The sequence below is a fragment of the Bacillus sp. FSL M8-0266 genome, assembly GCF_038613425.1.
GTDB lineage: Bacteria > Bacillota > Bacilli > Bacillales > Bacillaceae > Bacillus > Bacillus pumilus.
On record NZ_CP152015.1, the window covers coordinates 1271516 to 1288895 of the forward strand.

The 17380-nt window shown below is 39.7% G+C and carries 18 protein-coding genes; 9 read left to right on the top strand and 9 right to left on the bottom strand.

Going from position 1 to position 17380, the window contains the following annotated elements; translation table 11 throughout:
- The first annotated feature begins 191 nt into the window (after positions 1 to 191).
- The 5 genes from hag (MKY83_RS06295) (at position 192) to hag (MKY83_RS06315) (ending at position 6000) form a co-directional block, all read left to right on the top strand.
- Positions 192 to 1145 carry a flagellin Hag gene (gene hag / locus MKY83_RS06295; RefSeq protein ID WP_319610463.1) on the top strand — a complete coding sequence of 318 codons (954 nt, stop codon included), beginning with the start codon at positions 192 to 194 and terminating at the stop codon, positions 1143 to 1145.
- 328 nt (positions 1146 to 1473) lie between these two features.
- On the top strand, positions 1474 to 2439 hold the full coding sequence (gene hag, locus MKY83_RS06300) for a flagellin Hag (protein WP_319610464.1): 966 nt from the start codon (positions 1474 to 1476) through the stop codon (positions 2437 to 2439).
- Between the two features lie 263 nt (positions 2440 to 2702).
- Entirely contained in the window at positions 2703 to 3593 is an 891-nt protein-coding gene (gene hag, locus MKY83_RS06305) for a flagellin Hag (protein ID WP_319610465.1), read from the top strand.
- 264 nt (positions 3594 to 3857) lie between these two features.
- The gene (gene hag, locus MKY83_RS06310) at positions 3858 to 4790 is read left to right on the top strand and encodes a flagellin Hag (RefSeq protein ID WP_319610466.1); all 933 of its coding nucleotides are present in this window, start codon (positions 3858 to 3860) and stop codon (positions 4788 to 4790) included.
- A gap of 289 nt (positions 4791 to 5079) precedes the next feature.
- Entirely contained in the window at positions 5080 to 6000 is a 921-nt protein-coding gene (gene hag / locus MKY83_RS06315) for a flagellin Hag (RefSeq protein ID WP_319610467.1), read from the top strand.
- Between the two features lie 32 nt (positions 6001 to 6032).
- On the opposite strand, the gene MKY83_RS06320 is transcribed toward hag (MKY83_RS06315), so the two are convergent.
- On the bottom strand, positions 6033 to 7505 hold the full coding sequence (locus MKY83_RS06320; RefSeq protein ID WP_342488374.1) for an FAD-dependent monooxygenase: 1473 nt from the start codon (positions 7503 to 7505) through the stop codon (positions 6033 to 6035).
- 223 nt (positions 7506 to 7728) lie between these two features.
- Between MKY83_RS06320 and MKY83_RS06325 the strand changes: the two genes are divergently transcribed.
- Entirely contained in the window at positions 7729 to 8553 is an 825-nt protein-coding gene (locus tag MKY83_RS06325; protein WP_342488375.1) for a methyl-accepting chemotaxis protein, read from the top strand.
- Positions 8554 to 8589: 36 nt separating this feature from the next.
- Here the strand turns inward: MKY83_RS06325 and MKY83_RS06330 are convergent, their stop codons facing one another.
- Positions 8590 to 8961 carry a DUF5412 domain-containing protein gene (locus MKY83_RS06330; protein ID WP_044138938.1) on the bottom strand — a complete coding sequence of 124 codons (372 nt, stop codon included), beginning with the start codon at positions 8959 to 8961 and terminating at the stop codon, positions 8590 to 8592.
- A 244-nt stretch (positions 8962 to 9205) separates the two neighbouring features.
- On the opposite strand from MKY83_RS06330, the gene MKY83_RS06335 reads away from it, so the two are divergent.
- The gene (locus MKY83_RS06335; protein ID WP_065097686.1) at positions 9206 to 9829 is read left to right on the top strand and encodes a poly-gamma-glutamate hydrolase family protein; all 624 of its coding nucleotides are present in this window, start codon (positions 9206 to 9208) and stop codon (positions 9827 to 9829) included.
- A 26-nt stretch (positions 9830 to 9855) separates the two neighbouring features.
- Here MKY83_RS06335 and MKY83_RS06340 read toward each other — a convergent pair whose 3' ends face one another.
- Positions 9856 to 10404: an ImmA/IrrE family metallo-endopeptidase gene (locus MKY83_RS06340; protein WP_065097685.1), complete on the bottom strand. Its 549-nt coding sequence runs from the start codon at positions 10402 to 10404 to the stop codon at positions 9856 to 9858.
- 310 nt (positions 10405 to 10714) lie between these two features.
- Here MKY83_RS06340 and MKY83_RS06345 point away from each other — a divergent pair, with 310 nt between their 5' ends.
- The gene (locus MKY83_RS06345; RefSeq protein ID WP_342488377.1) at positions 10715 to 11614 is read left to right on the top strand and encodes an N-acetylmuramoyl-L-alanine amidase; all 900 of its coding nucleotides are present in this window, start codon (positions 10715 to 10717) and stop codon (positions 11612 to 11614) included.
- Here the strand turns inward: MKY83_RS06345 and MKY83_RS06350 are convergent.
- The 6 genes from MKY83_RS06350 to MKY83_RS06375 all read right to left on the bottom strand — a co-directional run bounded on the left by MKY83_RS06350 (position 11603) and on the right by MKY83_RS06375 (position 15192).
- A complete protein-coding gene (locus MKY83_RS06350) occupies positions 11603 to 11734 on the bottom strand; it encodes a hypothetical protein (protein ID WP_257474525.1) in 132 nt (43 codons plus the stop codon). The two genes, MKY83_RS06345 and MKY83_RS06350, sit on opposite strands and share 12 nt — an antisense overlap.
- Positions 11735 to 11834: 100 nt before the next feature.
- On the bottom strand, positions 11835 to 12011 hold the full coding sequence (locus MKY83_RS06355; protein WP_080550290.1) for a type II toxin-antitoxin system SpoIISB family antitoxin: 177 nt from the start codon (positions 12009 to 12011) through the stop codon (positions 11835 to 11837).
- Positions 11980 to 12750 carry a type II toxin-antitoxin system SpoIISA family toxin gene (locus tag MKY83_RS06360; protein WP_342488378.1) on the bottom strand — a complete coding sequence of 257 codons (771 nt, stop codon included), beginning with the start codon at positions 12748 to 12750 and terminating at the stop codon, positions 11980 to 11982. Before MKY83_RS06360 ends, MKY83_RS06355 begins: the two co-directional genes overlap by 32 nt.
- Before the next feature lie 145 nt (positions 12751 to 12895).
- Positions 12896 to 13894: an inorganic phosphate transporter gene (locus MKY83_RS06365; RefSeq protein ID WP_044138934.1), complete on the bottom strand. Its 999-nt coding sequence runs from the start codon at positions 13892 to 13894 to the stop codon at positions 12896 to 12898.
- A 15-nt stretch (positions 13895 to 13909) separates the two neighbouring features.
- Positions 13910 to 14527: a DUF47 domain-containing protein gene (locus MKY83_RS06370; protein WP_003212390.1), complete on the bottom strand. Its 618-nt coding sequence runs from the start codon at positions 14525 to 14527 to the stop codon at positions 13910 to 13912.
- 206 nt (positions 14528 to 14733) lie between these two features.
- Positions 14734 to 15192 (bottom strand): ASCH domain-containing protein, encoded by a 459-nt coding sequence (locus MKY83_RS06375; protein ID WP_044138933.1) that lies wholly within the window; start codon positions 15190 to 15192, stop codon positions 14734 to 14736.
- A 226-nt stretch (positions 15193 to 15418) separates the two neighbouring features.
- Between MKY83_RS06375 and ggt the strand changes: the two genes are divergently transcribed.
- The gene (ggt, locus tag MKY83_RS06380; RefSeq protein ID WP_342488381.1) at positions 15419 to 17170 is read left to right on the top strand and encodes a gamma-glutamyltransferase; all 1752 of its coding nucleotides are present in this window, start codon (positions 15419 to 15421) and stop codon (positions 17168 to 17170) included.
- The last annotated feature ends 210 nt before the right edge of the window (positions 17171 to 17380 follow it).

Genomic DNA, 17380 nt, shown 5'->3' on the forward strand with positions numbered 1-17380 from the left:
TTTTGTCTTTATGAAATTGTTAAAATTAGGATCATCGTCATGATAAAAATGTGATATCTTTTAAAGAATCTTCTAAACATCCTATAACCACGACCGATAATAAAATTGTTAGGGTTGATAAGCCCTAGAACGAAGGACTTTTTTCAGACAAGGACGTCTGTCAGGTCCCAATTACACGGAGGTAATAAGAAATGAGAATTAACCACAATATCGCAGCACTTAACACATTGAACCGTTTGTCTGCAAACAACGGTGCGAGCCAAAAGAACATGGAGAAACTTTCTTCTGGTCTTAAAATCAACCGTGCAGGAGATGACGCAGCAGGTCTTGCAATCTCTGAAAAAATGCGTGGGCAAATCCGCGGATTAGAAATGGCTTCTAAAAACGCACAAGACGGTATCTCACTTATCCAAACAGCTGAAGGTGCATTGACTGAAACTCACTCGATCCTTCAACGTGTACGTGAGCTCGTTGTTCAAGCTGGAAACACTGGGACACAGCAAGGTGAAGACTTAACTGCAATTAAAGATGAGATCACAGCGCTTGTTGAAGAAGTAGATGGTATTTCTAATCGTACTGAGTTTAACGGAAAAAAATTATTAAATGGTACGTTTAATGGAACAGGCACACCAGCAGTTCCGCCGACAGATCCAGCTGATCCAAGTACAGGTACACCTGCAATTCCTGGTGATGCTTTAGTATTCCAAATTGGTGCAAATGCTACACAACAAATTAAGGTAAACATTCAAGGTATGAGCGCTGCTGCTTTAGGCGTTGATGACGGCAATGGTGCAATTGAGACAGGTAAATCTGTTAAAGATATCGATGTATCTAAATTTGAAACAATTGCAGCTAATGAAGATGGTGGATTCGATGATCAGTTAGCAATCGTTGATGGAGCTATCAAACAAGTTTCTGCACAGCGTTCTAAACTTGGTGCAGTTCAAAACCGTCTAGAGCACACAATCAACAACCTTGGTGCTTCTTCTGAAAACTTAACAGCTGCTGAGTCTCGTATCCGTGACGTTGACATGGCGAAAGAAATGAGTGAGTTCACAAAGAACAACATTCTTTCTCAAGCGTCTCAAGCAATGCTTGCACAAGCGAACCAACAGCCACAAAACGTACTTCAATTACTACGTTAATGACAGGCCCCTTAATGGGGCTTTTTTTGTTCACTGGTTTATTGCTTGTAGGCGATCTCATTTTGGAATCATTTTATGTGCTGTCGTACTTTAAGTTAAAAGTGCGTTAAGAAACAATAAAATTTTCAAACGGAGCTCACAACATAGCTTTTTCATAGAATTAAATCATGAATTAAGGCTGATAAATTAATTAATAAATCTTTAAAGTGCTAAACTTCCTATAAAATAATCCGATAAAAGAATTGACGGGGCATAAAACCCCTAGAATAAAGGACTTTTTTCAGACAAGGACGTCTGTCAGGTCCCAATTACATGGAGGTAATGGGAAATGAGAATTAACCACAATATCGCAGCACTTAACACATTGAACCGTTTGTCTGCAAACAACGGTGCGAGCCAAAAGAACATGGAGAAACTTTCTTCTGGTCTTAAAATCAACCGTGCAGGAGACGATGCAGCAGGTCTTGCAATCTCTGAAAAAATGCGTGGACAAATCCGCGGACTAGAAATGGCTTCTAAAAACGCACAAGACGGTATCTCACTTATCCAAACAGCTGAAGGTGCATTGACTGAAACTCACTCAATCCTTCAACGTGTTCGTGAACTAGTTGTACAAGCTGGAAACACTGGGACACAGGATAAAGATACAGATCTACAATCTATCCAAGATGAAATTACAGCTTTACAAGAAGAAGTAGATGGTATCTCAAATCGTACAGAGTTTAACGGTAAAAAATTATTAGATGGTTCGTTTGAAGGAACCCCAGGAACACCAGCAATTCCGCCAACAGATCCAGCTGATCCAAGTACAGGAACACCAGCAGTCCCAGCAACTGGTAATGCTTTAGTGTTCCAAATCGGAGCTAACGGAACTCAACAAATTTCAGTTCATATTGATAAAATGAGTACTGATGCATTAGGAGTTAAAAATGCTGGGAATATTGTAGCAAATCAAGCCGTTAAAGACATCGATGTAAGAAAATTTGCTGATAATGCAGCAGATGCTACTGATGTTGGTTTTGATACTCAACTAAAGATTGTTGATGCAGCTATTAACCAAGTATCTGCTCAACGTGGTAAACTTGGTGCAGTCCAAAACCGTCTAGAGCACACAATCAACAACCTTGGTGCATCTGCTGAAAACTTAACGGCTGCTGAGTCTCGTATCCGCGACGTTGACATGGCGAAAGAAATGAGTGAGTTCACAAAGAACAACATTCTTTCTCAAGCGTCTCAAGCAATGCTTGCACAAGCAAACCAACAGCCACAAAACGTACTTCAATTACTACGTTAATGACAGGCCCCTTTATGGGGCTTCTTTATATTTATTAATTAAAGAATATGGAAAAACTTGAATTTTTAATAAGGATTGAGAAAAAAGTACCGATAGAAATTATGAATTTAGACAGATAATTTAATAAATTAATCTTAAATCATGCTAAACATCCTTTAAGACAAACCGATATTTTAATTGTCAGGGTAGATAAACCCTAGAACAAAGGGCTTTTTTCAGACAAGGACGTCTGTCAGGTCCCACATACATGGAGGTAATAGGAAATGAGAATTAACCACAATATCGCAGCACTTAACACATTGAACCGTTTGTCTGCAAACAACGGTGCGAGCCAAAAGAACATGGAGAAACTTTCTTCTGGTCTTAAAATCAACCGTGCAGGAGATGACGCAGCAGGTCTTGCGATTTCTGAAAAAATGCGTGGACAAATCCGCGGATTAGAAATGGCATCTAAAAACGCACAGGACGGTATCTCTCTTATCCAAACAGCTGAAGGTGCATTGACTGAAACTCACTCAATCCTTCAACGTATGCGTGAACTAACAGTTCAAGCTGGTAACACGGGTACACAACAAGGTGAAGATTTAACTGCTATTAAAGATGAAATGGATGCATTAATCGAAGAGATTGACGGTATTTCTAACCGTACAGAATTTAACGGTAAAAAATTACTAACTGGAGAATACAAAGTTAATACAGATACTCCTGCAGATCAAAAGGATTTGGTTTTCCAAATTGGTGCAAATGCTACGCAACAAATTAAAGTTAACATTGATGCAATGTCTGCTGATGCACTTGGAACAAGCGATACTTTAAATGTCTCTTCTTTAGATGTAACTAAATTTGCTGATAATGCACCTGCGACAGCAACTGTTGGTTACGATGCACAGTTAAAAATTGTTGACGATGCAATTAACCAAGTATCATCTCAACGTGCTAAACTAGGTGCGGTCCAAAATCGTCTAGAGCATACAATTAACAACCTTGGTGCTTCTGGTGAAAACTTAACAGCGGCAGAGTCTCGTATCCGTGACGTTGATATGGCGAAAGAAATGAGTGAGTTCACAAAGAACAACATTCTTTCTCAAGCGTCTCAAGCAATGCTTGCACAAGCAAACCAACAACCGCAAAACGTACTTCAATTATTACGTTAATGGCAGGCCCCTTTATGGGGCTTTTTTTACATTTATTAATTAAAAAATATGGATAACCTTGAATTTTTTAATAAGAATTGAGAAAAAGTGCCAATTGAAATTATGAATTTAGACAGATAATTTAATAAATTAATCTTAAATCATGCTAAACATCCTCTCAAACAAACCGATATTTTAATTATCAGGGTAGATAAACCCTAGAACAAAGGACTTTTTTCAGACAAGGACGTCTGTCAGGTCCCAATTACATGGAGGTAATAGGAAATGAGAATTAACCACAATATCGCAGCACTTAACACTTTAAACCGTTTGTCTGCAAACAACGGTGCGAGCCAAAAGAACATGGAGAAACTTTCTTCTGGTCTTAAAATCAACCGTGCAGGAGATGACGCAGCAGGTCTTGCGATTTCTGAAAAAATGCGTGGACAAATCCGCGGATTAGAAATGGCTTCTAAAAACGCACAAGACGGTATCTCACTTATCCAAACAGCTGAAGGCGCATTGACTGAAACTCACTCAATCCTTCAACGTGTACGTGAACTAGTCGTTCAAGCTGGAAATACTGGTACACAGGATAAAACTACTGATCTTCAATCTATTCAAGATGAGATTAAAGCTCTACAAGAAGAAGTAGACGGTATCTCAAATCGTACAGAGTTTAACGGTAAGAAATTATTAGATGGTACATTTAAAGCTCCTGCTGATCCTGCAGCACCAACTGCTACTGAGAAATCTTTAGTATTCCAAATCGGTGCTAACGCAACTCAACAAATTTCAGTCAACATTGAAAAGATGAGCACTGATGGACTTGGAGCTAAAGATCCAGCTGATACAACTGGAAGAGCAATCTTAGCTAACCAATCTGTTAAAGATATTGATGTAACTAAATTTGCAGATGTAGCTGCTGATGACACTGGTGGTTTTGATGAGCAATTAAACATTGTTGATTCAGCTATCAACCAAGTATCTGCTCAACGTGGTAAACTTGGTGCAGTTCAAAACCGTCTAGAGCACACAATCAACAACCTTGGTGCTTCTTCTGAAAACTTAACAGCAGCTGAGTCTCGTATCCGTGACGTTGACATGGCGAAAGAAATGAGTGAGTTCACAAAGAACAACATTCTTTCTCAAGCGTCTCAAGCAATGCTTGCACAAGCGAACCAACAGCCACAAAACGTACTTCAATTACTACGTTAATGACAGGCCCCTTAATGGGGCTTTTTTTTATGGTGTTTTTTTCTTCGATTTTTCCCCAGTCTTATGATTCTTAAATCCCTCTGGTAAATCATGAAAAATGACCTTTAAATTTGGTATACACTAGCGAAATGATCATAATGAGTGAGACTTTTCCCTTATTTAATCCTTTTTTGTTAAACAAATTCCATTAAAGTTCGATAAATGGATTGTAAGGCTTACAAAAAAATTCTAATTTAGAACTTTTGGGCAAGGATGTCTAATTGGTTCAAACACATGGAGGTCATTTAACATGAGAATTAACCACAATATCGCAGCACTTAACACATTGAATCGTCTTTCTGCTAACAACGGTTCAAGCCAAAAGAACATGGAGAAACTTTCTTCTGGTCTTCGCATCAATCGTGCAGGGGATGACGCAGCAGGACTTGCGATCTCTGAAAAAATGAGAAGTCAAATCCGTGGTTTAGAAATGGCTACTAAAAACTCTCAAGATGGTATCTCTCTTATTCAAACGGCTGAAGGTGCATTGACTGAATCTCATGCGATACTTCAACGTATTCGTGAGCTTGTTGTTCAAGCAGGGAACACAGGTACACAACAGGAAGAGGATTTAGCATCAATTCAAGATGAAATCTCAAACTTGCAAGATGAGATTACAAGCATTTCTACTCGTACAGAGTTTAACGGGAAAAAATTATTAGACGGGACTTATTCGTCTAAGGGTACTGAAGGAGAAGGTGAGGCACAAAGCCTTGTATTCCAAATCGGTGCAAACGCAACACAACAAATTACACTTAACATTGAAAACATGGGTGCTTCAGTTTTAGGTACAGATGGGACTGCTGAAGGTGAAGATGGATCTGGTTCTGTTGCTGGAATCGATGTGACAAAATTTATTAGTGCAAGTGGTGAAGATGGCGAGGAAGCTGCTGGATTTGATGCACAACTTGGTATTATTGAAACAGCCATTAAGCAAGTGTCTGATCAGCGATCTAAGCTTGGTGCGGTCCAAAACCGTCTAGAGCATACAATTAACAACCTTAGCGCTTCTGCTGAAAACTTAACAGCTGCTGAGTCTCGTATTCGTGACGTTGACATGGCAAAAGAAATGAGTGAGTTCACAAAGAACAACATTCTTTCTCAAGCTTCTCAAGCAATGTTAGCTCAAGCAAATCAACAGCCACAAAACGTACTTCAATTATTACGTTAATGAAAAAGCCCCACTAAGGGGCTTTTTTTGTTTCAATCTAATGAAAGCAAGTGCTGTAAACGAAAGTCAGGAACCGCTTCATGGATAAAAGCTCGATTGCGTTCATCGTCCTCTTGATCCCACTGACTCCACCATTCGGCCGTTTCTCCAAAGGTGTCGGCTTGAATCATGTTATGCAACTGTTCTAAGTTGATGATTTCTCTCGGTTCTAATAAGAAAGAATGCATTTGGTGATACGCTTCAAGACGTTCAGGCTGTTTTGTTACTATGGTGTATTGTACGTAGCGATTTAAAAATCCTTGTATGAACGTCAAATGGGGAATGGTTGTTTCTCCTTTTAATTTGACGCCTTCCCACGCCATATCAGCAATCGCACAAAGCCACCAGCCGAGTTCATTGGCATGCTGCATTTGTTGTAATGTGTCCTTTTCAAAAGATAGCTGCTCCTTTTTTTGTGCTTGTTTGAGCATACGCTCAAGAGTTTGTGCTTCGAGTGCGGCCTTTGTCATTCCTTGCCCATGAATAGGATCTAACGTACACAAGGCATCGCCCATCACCAATAATCCACTCGGCCAATCGTGCATTTGTTCATAGTGATATCTCACGCAAGAAGGGACTCTAAATCCTTTTGGTTTTGTATAGGGCGTTAAATGAGTAATGGCATCTGCTATTGCGGGATGGGTCAGTGCAGCCGTTTCGGAATCAAATTGATCAGCATCCGTTGTTGGATAATGTGATCCGCCAGCTGCAGAGAGAAGAACAGCTACTAAATCATGATCTACCCGTTCAAACAGTCCTGTTGGGATTTGCCTCTCCGGCTGACCCACGACGACCATTGATTGCTGGTATGGCGCTTCTGGTGGTATCTTGTAGTATCTTGTGCTGTAACCGAGTGACACAGTTAATTCATCTGCCCGCGGTAAGGTCAGTCCAGCATCCTTCAGCCATTTTGGCAATTTAGACATTCTTCCAGATGTATCGATCACTAAGTTTGCTTTCATTTCAAAAATGCGTCCTGGTTTTTCATGCCGATCTTTCACGATCAGTCCGATGACTTGGTTTGTTCCCTCTTTCAACTGAAGTGAGAGGGCTTCATGTTTTTCTAAACATTGCACCCGTTTTTCACTTAACATTCTTTGCATCAGCACCCACTCTAGCATGGCACGTCTTGTGACGGCTGTTTCTTCGGTATCGGTAAGCGTTAATTCACCATCTTTTGTGATAAATCGAGAGGGTTGATGCCACGTATTAAATCCGCCCATTGTCAGTAACTCTTTTGTATAACCAGGAAATAGACGTTCCACTATTTGCTTGCCTAGTGGCAGCATTCTATGTGGATGAAAAGCTTGAGGAGTGCCGAGACGATTCTTAGGAGAGTCTGGCATTTCGTCCTTTTCGATCATGAAAACTTGATGATAAAACGTTGATAAAACTTTTGCGGCGAGTATTCCCGTCATACCACTGCCAATGACGATCGCCCGCTCATATGTCATAGGTTGTCTCACAACATGCGCCTCCAATGAATATATATAAAATGATTACATGACCATTTCATCATATGTTGATACTTAAATTATAGCAAATTTACGTTTTGTTGAATATAAATAGGGAATATCCTTCTTTTTACTCGTACATATGAGAAATAACTTTCATCATCATCATTATTTTTAAAAAATAACTATTATTTTAAGAAGAACGACCGATAAATAATACAAGGGGGTAGGGAAAATGGATATACTACAGAGTATAGTGACAGCAGCACCTTATATGATGCAAATTTTAAAAAATGAAGTGACGATGGGTGTCATTGACCGAGAGAAATTTTTGCTGTATTTGCCATCGAAAGATGTTGATTTTCAAATTCGAGCTGGTGAACGTATTAAACCAGATGATCTGAATATGAAAAAAGCGCTGAGAGGTGAGACATCGAGTATGTTTGTGCCTGAATCAGTATATGGAGTACCTTTAAATGCAATGGGATTGCCCATTTTTGATGGAAATGGGCAAGTGATTGGTGCACTCGCTTTAGGTTTTCCGCTCAAAAATCAATTAGAGCTTGAAGCATATATGGAATCATTGAATGACATTATTCAAAGTATTCAAGAAAAAGTACACGTGGTGGCGGCACATTCAGAGGAGCTTTCTGCTACAAGTGAGGAGATGACCTTACAAACGCAGCAAACTCTTGAAAGCTCGAAACAAACAACCGATATTACAAAAATGATTAAAGGCATCTCGAAACAAACGAGTTTGCTAGGATTGAATGCGTCAATTGAAGCGGCCAGGGCAGGAAAAGAGGGAGCAGGTTTTAGTGTTGTAGCAAGTGAGGTTCAAAAGCTTTCAAGTGAAACTTCACGTGCAACAGAAAACATCGAAAGCTCACTGCAAGGAATTTCCTCCAATATACATACATTACTTGAGAGTATGGACCATATGAAAGGTTCTTCATCAGAACAGGCTTCACTTGTGACAGAGTTTAGTGAAATTGTCGATCGATTGACGACGGTTAGTAAGGATATGGAGAAATTCATGCAAACCGTCATGTCAACGTAAAAAACGAATCCAAGAGGATTCGTTTTTTGTATGTCGTTATTTTCTCTTGTTCTGATCAAAGCGATAATCATACGTGTCGCCTTTCACCACATTTAAAAATTCATGTCCAATTTGAACAAGCTGTCCGTTTTTCCATTGGATGAGAGGGTCTTTATCAGGGTATTTCCAGTAAATCGTTTTCTTGCGGTGGGTCAGTTTGTTTTCAATTTCTGCTCTGACTGCGTTTTCCTTTAGCTTTCCTCCGCTATGCTGATAGGTGTTGATGATGTACATTCCGTCAGGTGATGACATCGAGCGGATGAATGTTCCGTGAGACACGCCTTGAAGAGAGAAGCATTTCCAATAAATAATGCCAGCGAAGCTAAGGAGTAAAATGATCAGAGTGAGGGTCGTTTTCTTTTTTAACATGATTTCCTCCAGATGTAGATCACAATATTTCTAATTTATGAGAGAGAATACAAAAAGATTCATATAGTCCAAAAGTTCTATCCATTTCAATTATCGGTCATTTTTTCTCAAAATTCAACAGAATGGCGTAAATGTAAGGAAGATTTAAGGAAGAATTCAAGTGGTATATTTGATTCGAAACCTCTTTACAAAAGAATGAGGGATCAGTAGACTTATGCTCATATAAAGAAATGGAGCAGATGACATGAGGCAAATTATCGATACGTATCAAAGTTATGAAGAGCTTTCCGCTCATGAAAGAAAAGGGATTGATTATCAAATTCTTCATGAGCGGAAAGGTGACCAGCTACTAGTTTTGTCGCCTCATGCCGGAGGAATTGAATCAGGCGTGAGTGAGCTCGTTCATGAAATATCTTGTGATTATTCTATGTATTTATTTGAAGGCCTTAAAGTAAAAGGCAATCATGTTCTTCATATTACAAGCACACGCTTTGATGAGCCGCTTTGCCTTTCAGAGGTGCATACCCATCATTATACGTTTGCACTTCATGGTTACGGAGAAACAGAGGTGCTTCAAACGTTAGTGGGGGGTACGGACAGAGAAAGAGCGGCAGAAACTGTGAAGCGTTTAACGCTAAATGGCTTTCACGCATTGCTGCTAGCCGAATCTGATCGTTTTTCTGGAACGCATCCTGATAATATCAATAACAAATGTTTGACAGGAAAAAGTGTACAACTTGAAATTAGTCAGGCGCAAAGAAGAGCATTCTTTCAAGACTTTAGGCGTCGATACCGGCGAGATACACAAACTGAACAATTTTATCGGTACACAAATGTACTCAAACAAGTATTAGCCCTTTATGAATAAACTTCTATCGTTTTATGTCCGATTATTTACGTTTGATAAACGGCTTCTTTTTCTGCGACTCTTTCTGCTTTCATTAAATAAGACGTAAACTCCTGTTGAAAGCGAATACCTGCTTTTCGCTGTTCGAATAAGGCAACCCGTTTTTCAGCAAAAGCCCAAGTGACGTGAAACGTTTGAGCAATATGCAAAATGGCTTGCTGCCGAAGGGTTGGAAGCTTCATTTTCAGCAGCATAAAGGTTGGCACACAAAAGTGGTACATGAATTGTTTTGCCTGAAACTCCTGCAGTTCTCGAAAGAGTTTGTTCATTTTGAAATGATTGCCTGTATGCTTTAGCACATGACAAAGCTCGTGGGCAAAATCCTGCCACTGTTCTTCAGGTGATAGGGATCTGTTTAAGATAATACTGTAAAGACCTTGATGCTGGATCATCATGCTGCCAGTCTCTTCGTAATGGACCCATACACGAAATTCAGAAGCGATCCTTTGCATCTCTCTATAAGCAGGACCGCTTATTTGCAATTGATCATATAAACGCTTAATATCTTCTTCTAAATGGGTTAAAAAACCAGTCATTTGAAAACCTCCATACAAACGTATGTTCTATTTTTGGCGTAAAAGAAAAGTCCATATAGGACTAAATAGCTAAATGAGCTATTACTTACTTTTTATATCGGCATATTTTTAACAATTTTAACATAAAATCAAGGAAAAATGGAATTAATTCCTGTTTTTTTCTGTATTTTTGCACTTTTCACTAATAAAAAGAGTGAATTGAATTCAAATTTTACCATAGTCTTCTCATGAAAACAAACAAGTATTGTCTTACGAACGCCACCGATTGATGAGAAAGATCAATTCAATCTAGCAAAAGGGAGTGCAGTAGATGGTACAAATTTATCAAGATTTTATTCCAGTTGGAAACGGGAACCGCCCAGGATATGCGATGACACCGGAGTATGTAACGGTGCATAACACAGCAAACACGTCAAAGGGAGCGGATGCGAAAAGTCATGCGGTCTATGTAAAAAGCCCAACGACTGAGGTGAGCTGGCACTTTACAGTGGATGATCATGAAATCTTTCAGCATCTGCCATTAAATGAAAATGGCTGGCATGCAGGGGATGGTCATGGGAAGGGTAACCGGAAGTCGATCGGTATTGAAATTTGTGAGAATGAAGATGGAAATTTTCAGCAAGCGGTCAAACATGCACAATGGCTCATTCAAAAGCTGTTAAAAGAACATCACATTCCGCTAGCAAACGTGGTCACACATCAGTACTGGTCTGGAAAAGCATGCCCACGCCAGCTTCTATCTACTTGGGATGAATTTAAAAAAGGGATTGAAACGGCAGAAGATCCGGAGACGGTCATCACGTATGTCGTGAAAAGCGGGGATACGTTAACGAGTATTGCGAAAGCTCATGGGGTCACAGTTCAGGATTTACAGAAGTGGAATGACATTAGCGATCCGAATAAGATTCAAATTGGACAGGTTCTCAAAATTTATCTTAACGATGCAAAGAGCTTGTATGAGCTGCCAGATGGGGTTTTAAAGGTGACTTCTCCATTGACAAAGGGAGAGCACGTACGCCTCGTCCAACAGGCGCTTGCTGCTGTTTATTTTTATCCTGATAAAGCAGCTGCAAATAAAGGAATAGACGGAGTTTACGGAGAAAAAACGGCGAACGCCGTAGCGCGTTTTCAGCTGGTAAATGGTCTGACAAGTGATGGGATATACGGACCTAAAACGAAGGAAAAACTTCTGAAGCTGTTAAGTAAGTGAGTGTTTCTGTTTGTATGATTGGATGACTGCTTCACTTTGCTCATTTAATCGACGCATATAAGGCGACGACTTATATTCAGCAAACTGAACATATCTCAATTGTTTGATTTTCTTTTTCATTTATTGGCACCTCAATCGTTGCAGCGTATAGATTATTGTATGCAAGTCTATGTGAAAATGGAAGCAGGACGCGGATTTTGTTCCGCGTCCTTTAGTGTAATCAAGCCCTTTTATTTTTATACTCACCCAAGAGCTGTTCGTTCTTTTTAAAAATACGCTCTGTATGGGGGCTTACCTTGTAATCCGCCATACTGATATGTTGCTTTTTCTTTAAAATCTTAAAAGGGTTTTTCTTGCGATTGTTGTTATCCCCTTGAAGTGCGTGGTCCATCTTCATCACCTTCCTCTTCGTCAGGCAAGATTAGGTCATAAATTGTTGTAAGTGACGTCATTAATAAATAGTCGAACTCAGTGACAATGTCATCAGAGGTGAGCTTAATGACGAAGTGATCATCTGCTACAGAAAACGGGATGAGCACCAATTTGCCGAAATCATCGTAATAGACTTCCTGCCTGTCAAGCTTCGCCTGAATAAGAGCTCGCTGGTCAAGTGTCCGCAGCAGGTCATCTTTTTGTTCCTGCGTATCGTATGGACAAAGAACTGCTTGAATATTCATCTTGTCGGCAAAAAAATAAATGAGCCGTTCAATTCCCTCTATATATGCCTCTACACTTCCATAATATACATGAATCGGTTCATTTTTCAATAGGTATTGGTACGTTTTTAGCTTATTGAGGTAAGAATGAAGTAGATCGTTATTTTGTTCTAGGAGTTGATGGGTGTCGGTTTCCAGTTCGTGATTTCCGAGTTTTTTAATATAGGAGCTGAGAAAGATGAATGCATCGGTTAATGCAAAAAAAACGGCAATAATCAAGTAGTGCATCCAATCGGTAAAGATTGAAGAAGGGTCATTTGTCCAGTACACAACAGCACCAGCTACATAAATCCAATACCACGTTTTACGAATGGCAAACATCTTTTCTTTTACTTTTTGTTCAAAGCGCCATACGGCAAATACATATACAGCAAGAGCACCTAGCAATAACCACACGGTCAATTGAAAAAATAATAGCATGTTCTTCTCTCCCATAGACAGATGGATACTTATTCATTTCTATGGATATGATTGGAAACCCTGCTTCATGAAAAAATGGCTTGTAGGAAAAGGTGTTGAAGTGTGCGGGCAAATAAAAAAAGACCTGTCAGACAGGTCTTTGATATTAGATAATCGCATGTAACACAAAGTATATAAGAGCCCCTAGAGTTCCCGAAATCGGTAATGTGATCACCCAAGTGACAAGCATGCGTTTTGCCGTACCCCAGTTTACTCCTTTTACTCTGTGTGCAGAACCTACACCTAGAATAGAAGATGAGATCACGTGAGTGGTACTAACAGGTAAGTGAATAAATGTCGCACCGAAGATAATAGCTGCACCCGTTAAGTCGGCAGATACTCCGTTTACTGGACGAATTTTCATAATTTTACCGCCGACTGTTTTAATAATCTTCCAGCCACCAATAGAAGTACCTAGTCCCATTGCAAGCGCACAAGAAAATTGTACCCAGAAAGGAATGTCGTCAGTTGTATGCAAATTACCTGCAATTAAAGCCATCGTAATAATTCCCATCGCTTTTTGCGCATCGTTTGTTCCGTGGGTATACGATTGCAGTGCAGCAGTTAAAATTTGAACACGTCGGAATTGTTTATTTGTTTTTGCGAGATTGTTGTTTCTGAATATAATTTTGATAATGGTATACACGATATATCCCAATACGAAAGCTAGGATAGGTGAAAGCAACAGTGCTTGAATGATTTTAATGAACCCCGAATAGTTTAAAGCGCCAAAACCAGCAGAGGCAATAACAGCTCCTGCAATTGATCCGATCAGTGCGTGCGAAGAACTACTCGGAATTCCGTAATACCAAGTAAGCAAGTTCCAAGTAATGGCCGCAATTAAAGCAGCCAAAATGACGACAGAACCGTTTTGAAGTGTGAAAGGATCTGCGATGTCTTTTGTAATGGACTTTGCCACACCTGTAAATGTCATTGCTCCTAAGAAGTTCATGAACGCTGCCATAATAATAGCATGTCTAGGCTTTAACGCCTTTGTTGAAACCGAAGTGGCAATGGCATTTGCTGTATCGTGGAATCCGTTGATGAAATCAAAAGCAAGTGCACAAATGACAATAAATATGGTAAGGATGAGTAATGTGTCCATGTTTAACTAACCCCGTTACGCATTCTTCATAATGATTGTTTCTAGATTGTTGGCAACACTTTGACAGGAATCAGCAATTTCTTCAAGTGTTTCGTAAATTTCTTTGTATTGAATGACCTTGATTGGATCAGTTTCTTTTCCAAACAAGTTCTTTAGTGATTTACGATAAAGATTGTCACAATTATGCTCGATCTCTTTGATTTTGATTGCGTGTGGTTGAATATCTTTTAAGCGATTTTCAGCCAGTAAATCGATTGTAATTAAAATTTCCTTTGCACATTCTCTGATGTAGTGGCTGAATTTGTCGATATGTTCGTCAGAGCTTGTCATTGAATAAATTTCCATTGTTGCTGAAAAATGCTCAATTCCATCTAAAACATCGTCGAGGCTATTCGTCAATTGAAGAATGTCTTCACGTTCAATCGGCGTAATAAAGGCTTTGTTCAGTTCTTTAATCATCGTATGAACATGATTATCACCTTTTGTCTCATATTCCTTCAATGTGTCAGAAAATTCTTTCAGAGTGGTTTGATTTGTTACTTTATAGCTAACAAAATACTCAGCAGTTTCATCTAAATTTTTAGCAATTTCCGTTAACAAGACGGAAAACTTGTCTTTTTTCCTTTTTAACATGTAAAAACCCTCCATTGTATAAATGAGACAATGCACACATCAAATAATTATATATTCTTTTGTCGAAAAAAAACAGGTGTAGTCGAAAATTTCTTCACTTTTTCTATTTGATCTTATTCTGACCTAAAGATGTGTTCTCAACACACCTTTTGCAGAAAGGAGAAAAGAAATGAAAAAAGCGGTCCATTTTTGGCGCCGCTTAAAGCTTAAGTAGCTGAATAAACTAGTTTAAATCGCTCGCAAACTAGGAGCATGTCTTCTTTAAATTCTAATCCGTACGGTTTGAGTGCTTCTGTGAAAAATGCTTGATGGGCTCTGTACCAATAGTTATATGAAAGATCGCCTTCACCTTCTGCTTGGGCAAATGATTCTGGAACCTCATTCATTGGCATGACATCTACATGCGTGATTTCTATGATGGCTTTTGGTTCGTCATGGCTGTCCAAAATGACCGCATATTGTCCTGCCTTAGGAAGCGGCTCCTGTTCCTTTTCGTAAAAAAGATGTCCAGAACAAGTCGCTGTTTTTTTCCCTTTCAGAACAAGGTCAAGTAAATGATCTGGGTTTGCTCCAAATGCCCAAGCGGAAACAGATGCGTCAATTGGTGCACTTTCTGATTTTTCTTTCCAATATGTTTCCCAAAATAAGGTGCTCTTCTGATTCATCATCCTTCCCCCTTCGTGATGCGTTTATTATACCGCGAAATCAAAAACATGAAAGGACATGTCTTTATCCCTACTTAGTAAGTATGTCATATGTTTTGAAAATCCGCTTTATATTTGATGAATATAGGATGATAGAATGAAAAATTTAGAAATTTTAGAATAATCTATTGTATTCTGGTCAAGAAGTCGGTATGGTCAAAGTAAGAATATGGAAGGGGTGTTGTGTATGAAACGCATTTCTCTAACTATTTTGTCCATATGTCTGTTGGTTTTCTCGTTTTTCCTGCCTGTCAGTCAGGTCACTGCAAACGAAACTCATGGGAATAAAGTAGCTGTTGGGAAGGATGGCATGGTGGCTACTGCCCATCCACTCGCATCAGAAGTGGGTGCAGATGTATTAAAGAAAGGTGGAAACGCTGTTGACGCTGCTGTTGCCATCCAGTACGCACTGAATGTGACAGAGCCAATGATGTCTGGAATTGGTGGCGGAGGATTTATGATGGTTTATGATGGGAAGACAAAAGAAACATCCATCATCAATAGTCGAGAAAGAGCACCACAAGGCGCAACACCAGACATGTTTTTAACAGGTGAGGGAAAAGTCATCCCGTTCGATGAGCGATCTACACACGGTAATGCTGTTGGTGTTCCAGGGACTGTAAAAGGTCTTGAGGCGGCATTAGATAAGTGGGGAACCCGCTCGATGAAGGAATTAATTAAGCCTTCCATTCAGCTTGCAGAGGATGGATTTGAAATCGATTCTGTTCTGGCAAAAGCCATTGATGATCATCAAGGAAAATTGAAAAAAACGGCCGCAGCGCCAATCTTTCTTCCAGATGATCAGCCGCTCAAAGAAGGGGACCTCCTAGTTCAGCCAGGTCTTGCAAAAACATTTAAGCTCATTGCGAAAAAAGGAAGCAAAGCATTTTATGAAGGAAAAGTAGCAAAGGCACTTGCAAATACAGTCCAAGATTTTGGCGGAACAATGACAACTAATGACATTGGTCGTTATGAGGTCAAGACTGACAAGCCTATCTGGGGAGACTATAAAGGATACCAGCTTGCAAGTATGCCTCCACCAAGCTCAGGCGGGGTGTTTATGCTGCAAATGCTCAAAATACTTGATCACTTTAACCTATCTCAATATGACCCCAAATCATTCGAAAAATATCAACTACTTGCTGAAACAATGCATCTCTCCTATGCTGACCGTGCTGCATATGCCGGCGACCCCGAATTCGTAGATGTTCCACTAAACGGACTATTAGACGATGATTACATTTCAGAAAGAGCCTCTCTTATTCAATTAGATCAAATGAATCGTAACCCGAAAGAAGGAGATCCATGGGCGTATGAGGATGAAAAAAATCCATCCCCTATTGTTCCGCAGCCTGAAGATAAAACCATTGGTGAGACCACACATTTTACTGTTGCCGATCAGTGGGGAAATGTTGTGTCATTCACGACAACCATTGAACAGTTATTTGGTACAGGGATTCTCGTCCCGGAATATGGCTTTTTCTTAAACAATGAACTAACAGATTTTGATGCAAGGCCAGGCGGAGCAAATGAAGTTCAGCCGAATAAACGACCATTGTCCAGTATGACACCGACCATCATTTTTAAAGATAATGAACCTGTCATGACAGTAGGTTCACCGGGGGGAACGACCATCATTGCTTCTGTTTCACAAACCATTTTGAATTTGCTTGAATATGAGATGGAGCTTCAGGATGCAGTTGAAGAACCAAGAATTTATACAAACAGCCCAACTTCTTATCGTTATGAAGTAGGTGTCCCTCTCGATGTGAGAACAAAGCTTAATGACATGGGACATCGTTTCGGCAATTCGCCTATTGATATAGGAAATGTCCAAGCACTACTCATTGATCGAAAAGCAGGAACCTTTACTGGAGTGGCTGACTCCTCGAGAAACGGAACTGCCGTTGGCGTCAATTTAAAGCTATCTGCCCAATAAGAACATTTCCCGGGAAAAGAAGCGCCTCTTAAGGATGGCGTTTCTTTTTTTATTTAAAATAAAAGAAACACAGCTGATCAGAGAGCGGAAGACGCTTCGCCATTTATGAAGTACAGGACTGTAATGTATTTCTCAATGATTAAGGGTCTTTTTTGCGTATGAATGACAAATTTGTTGCTGACATCAAAGAGCAAGTACAGAGTAATTAGA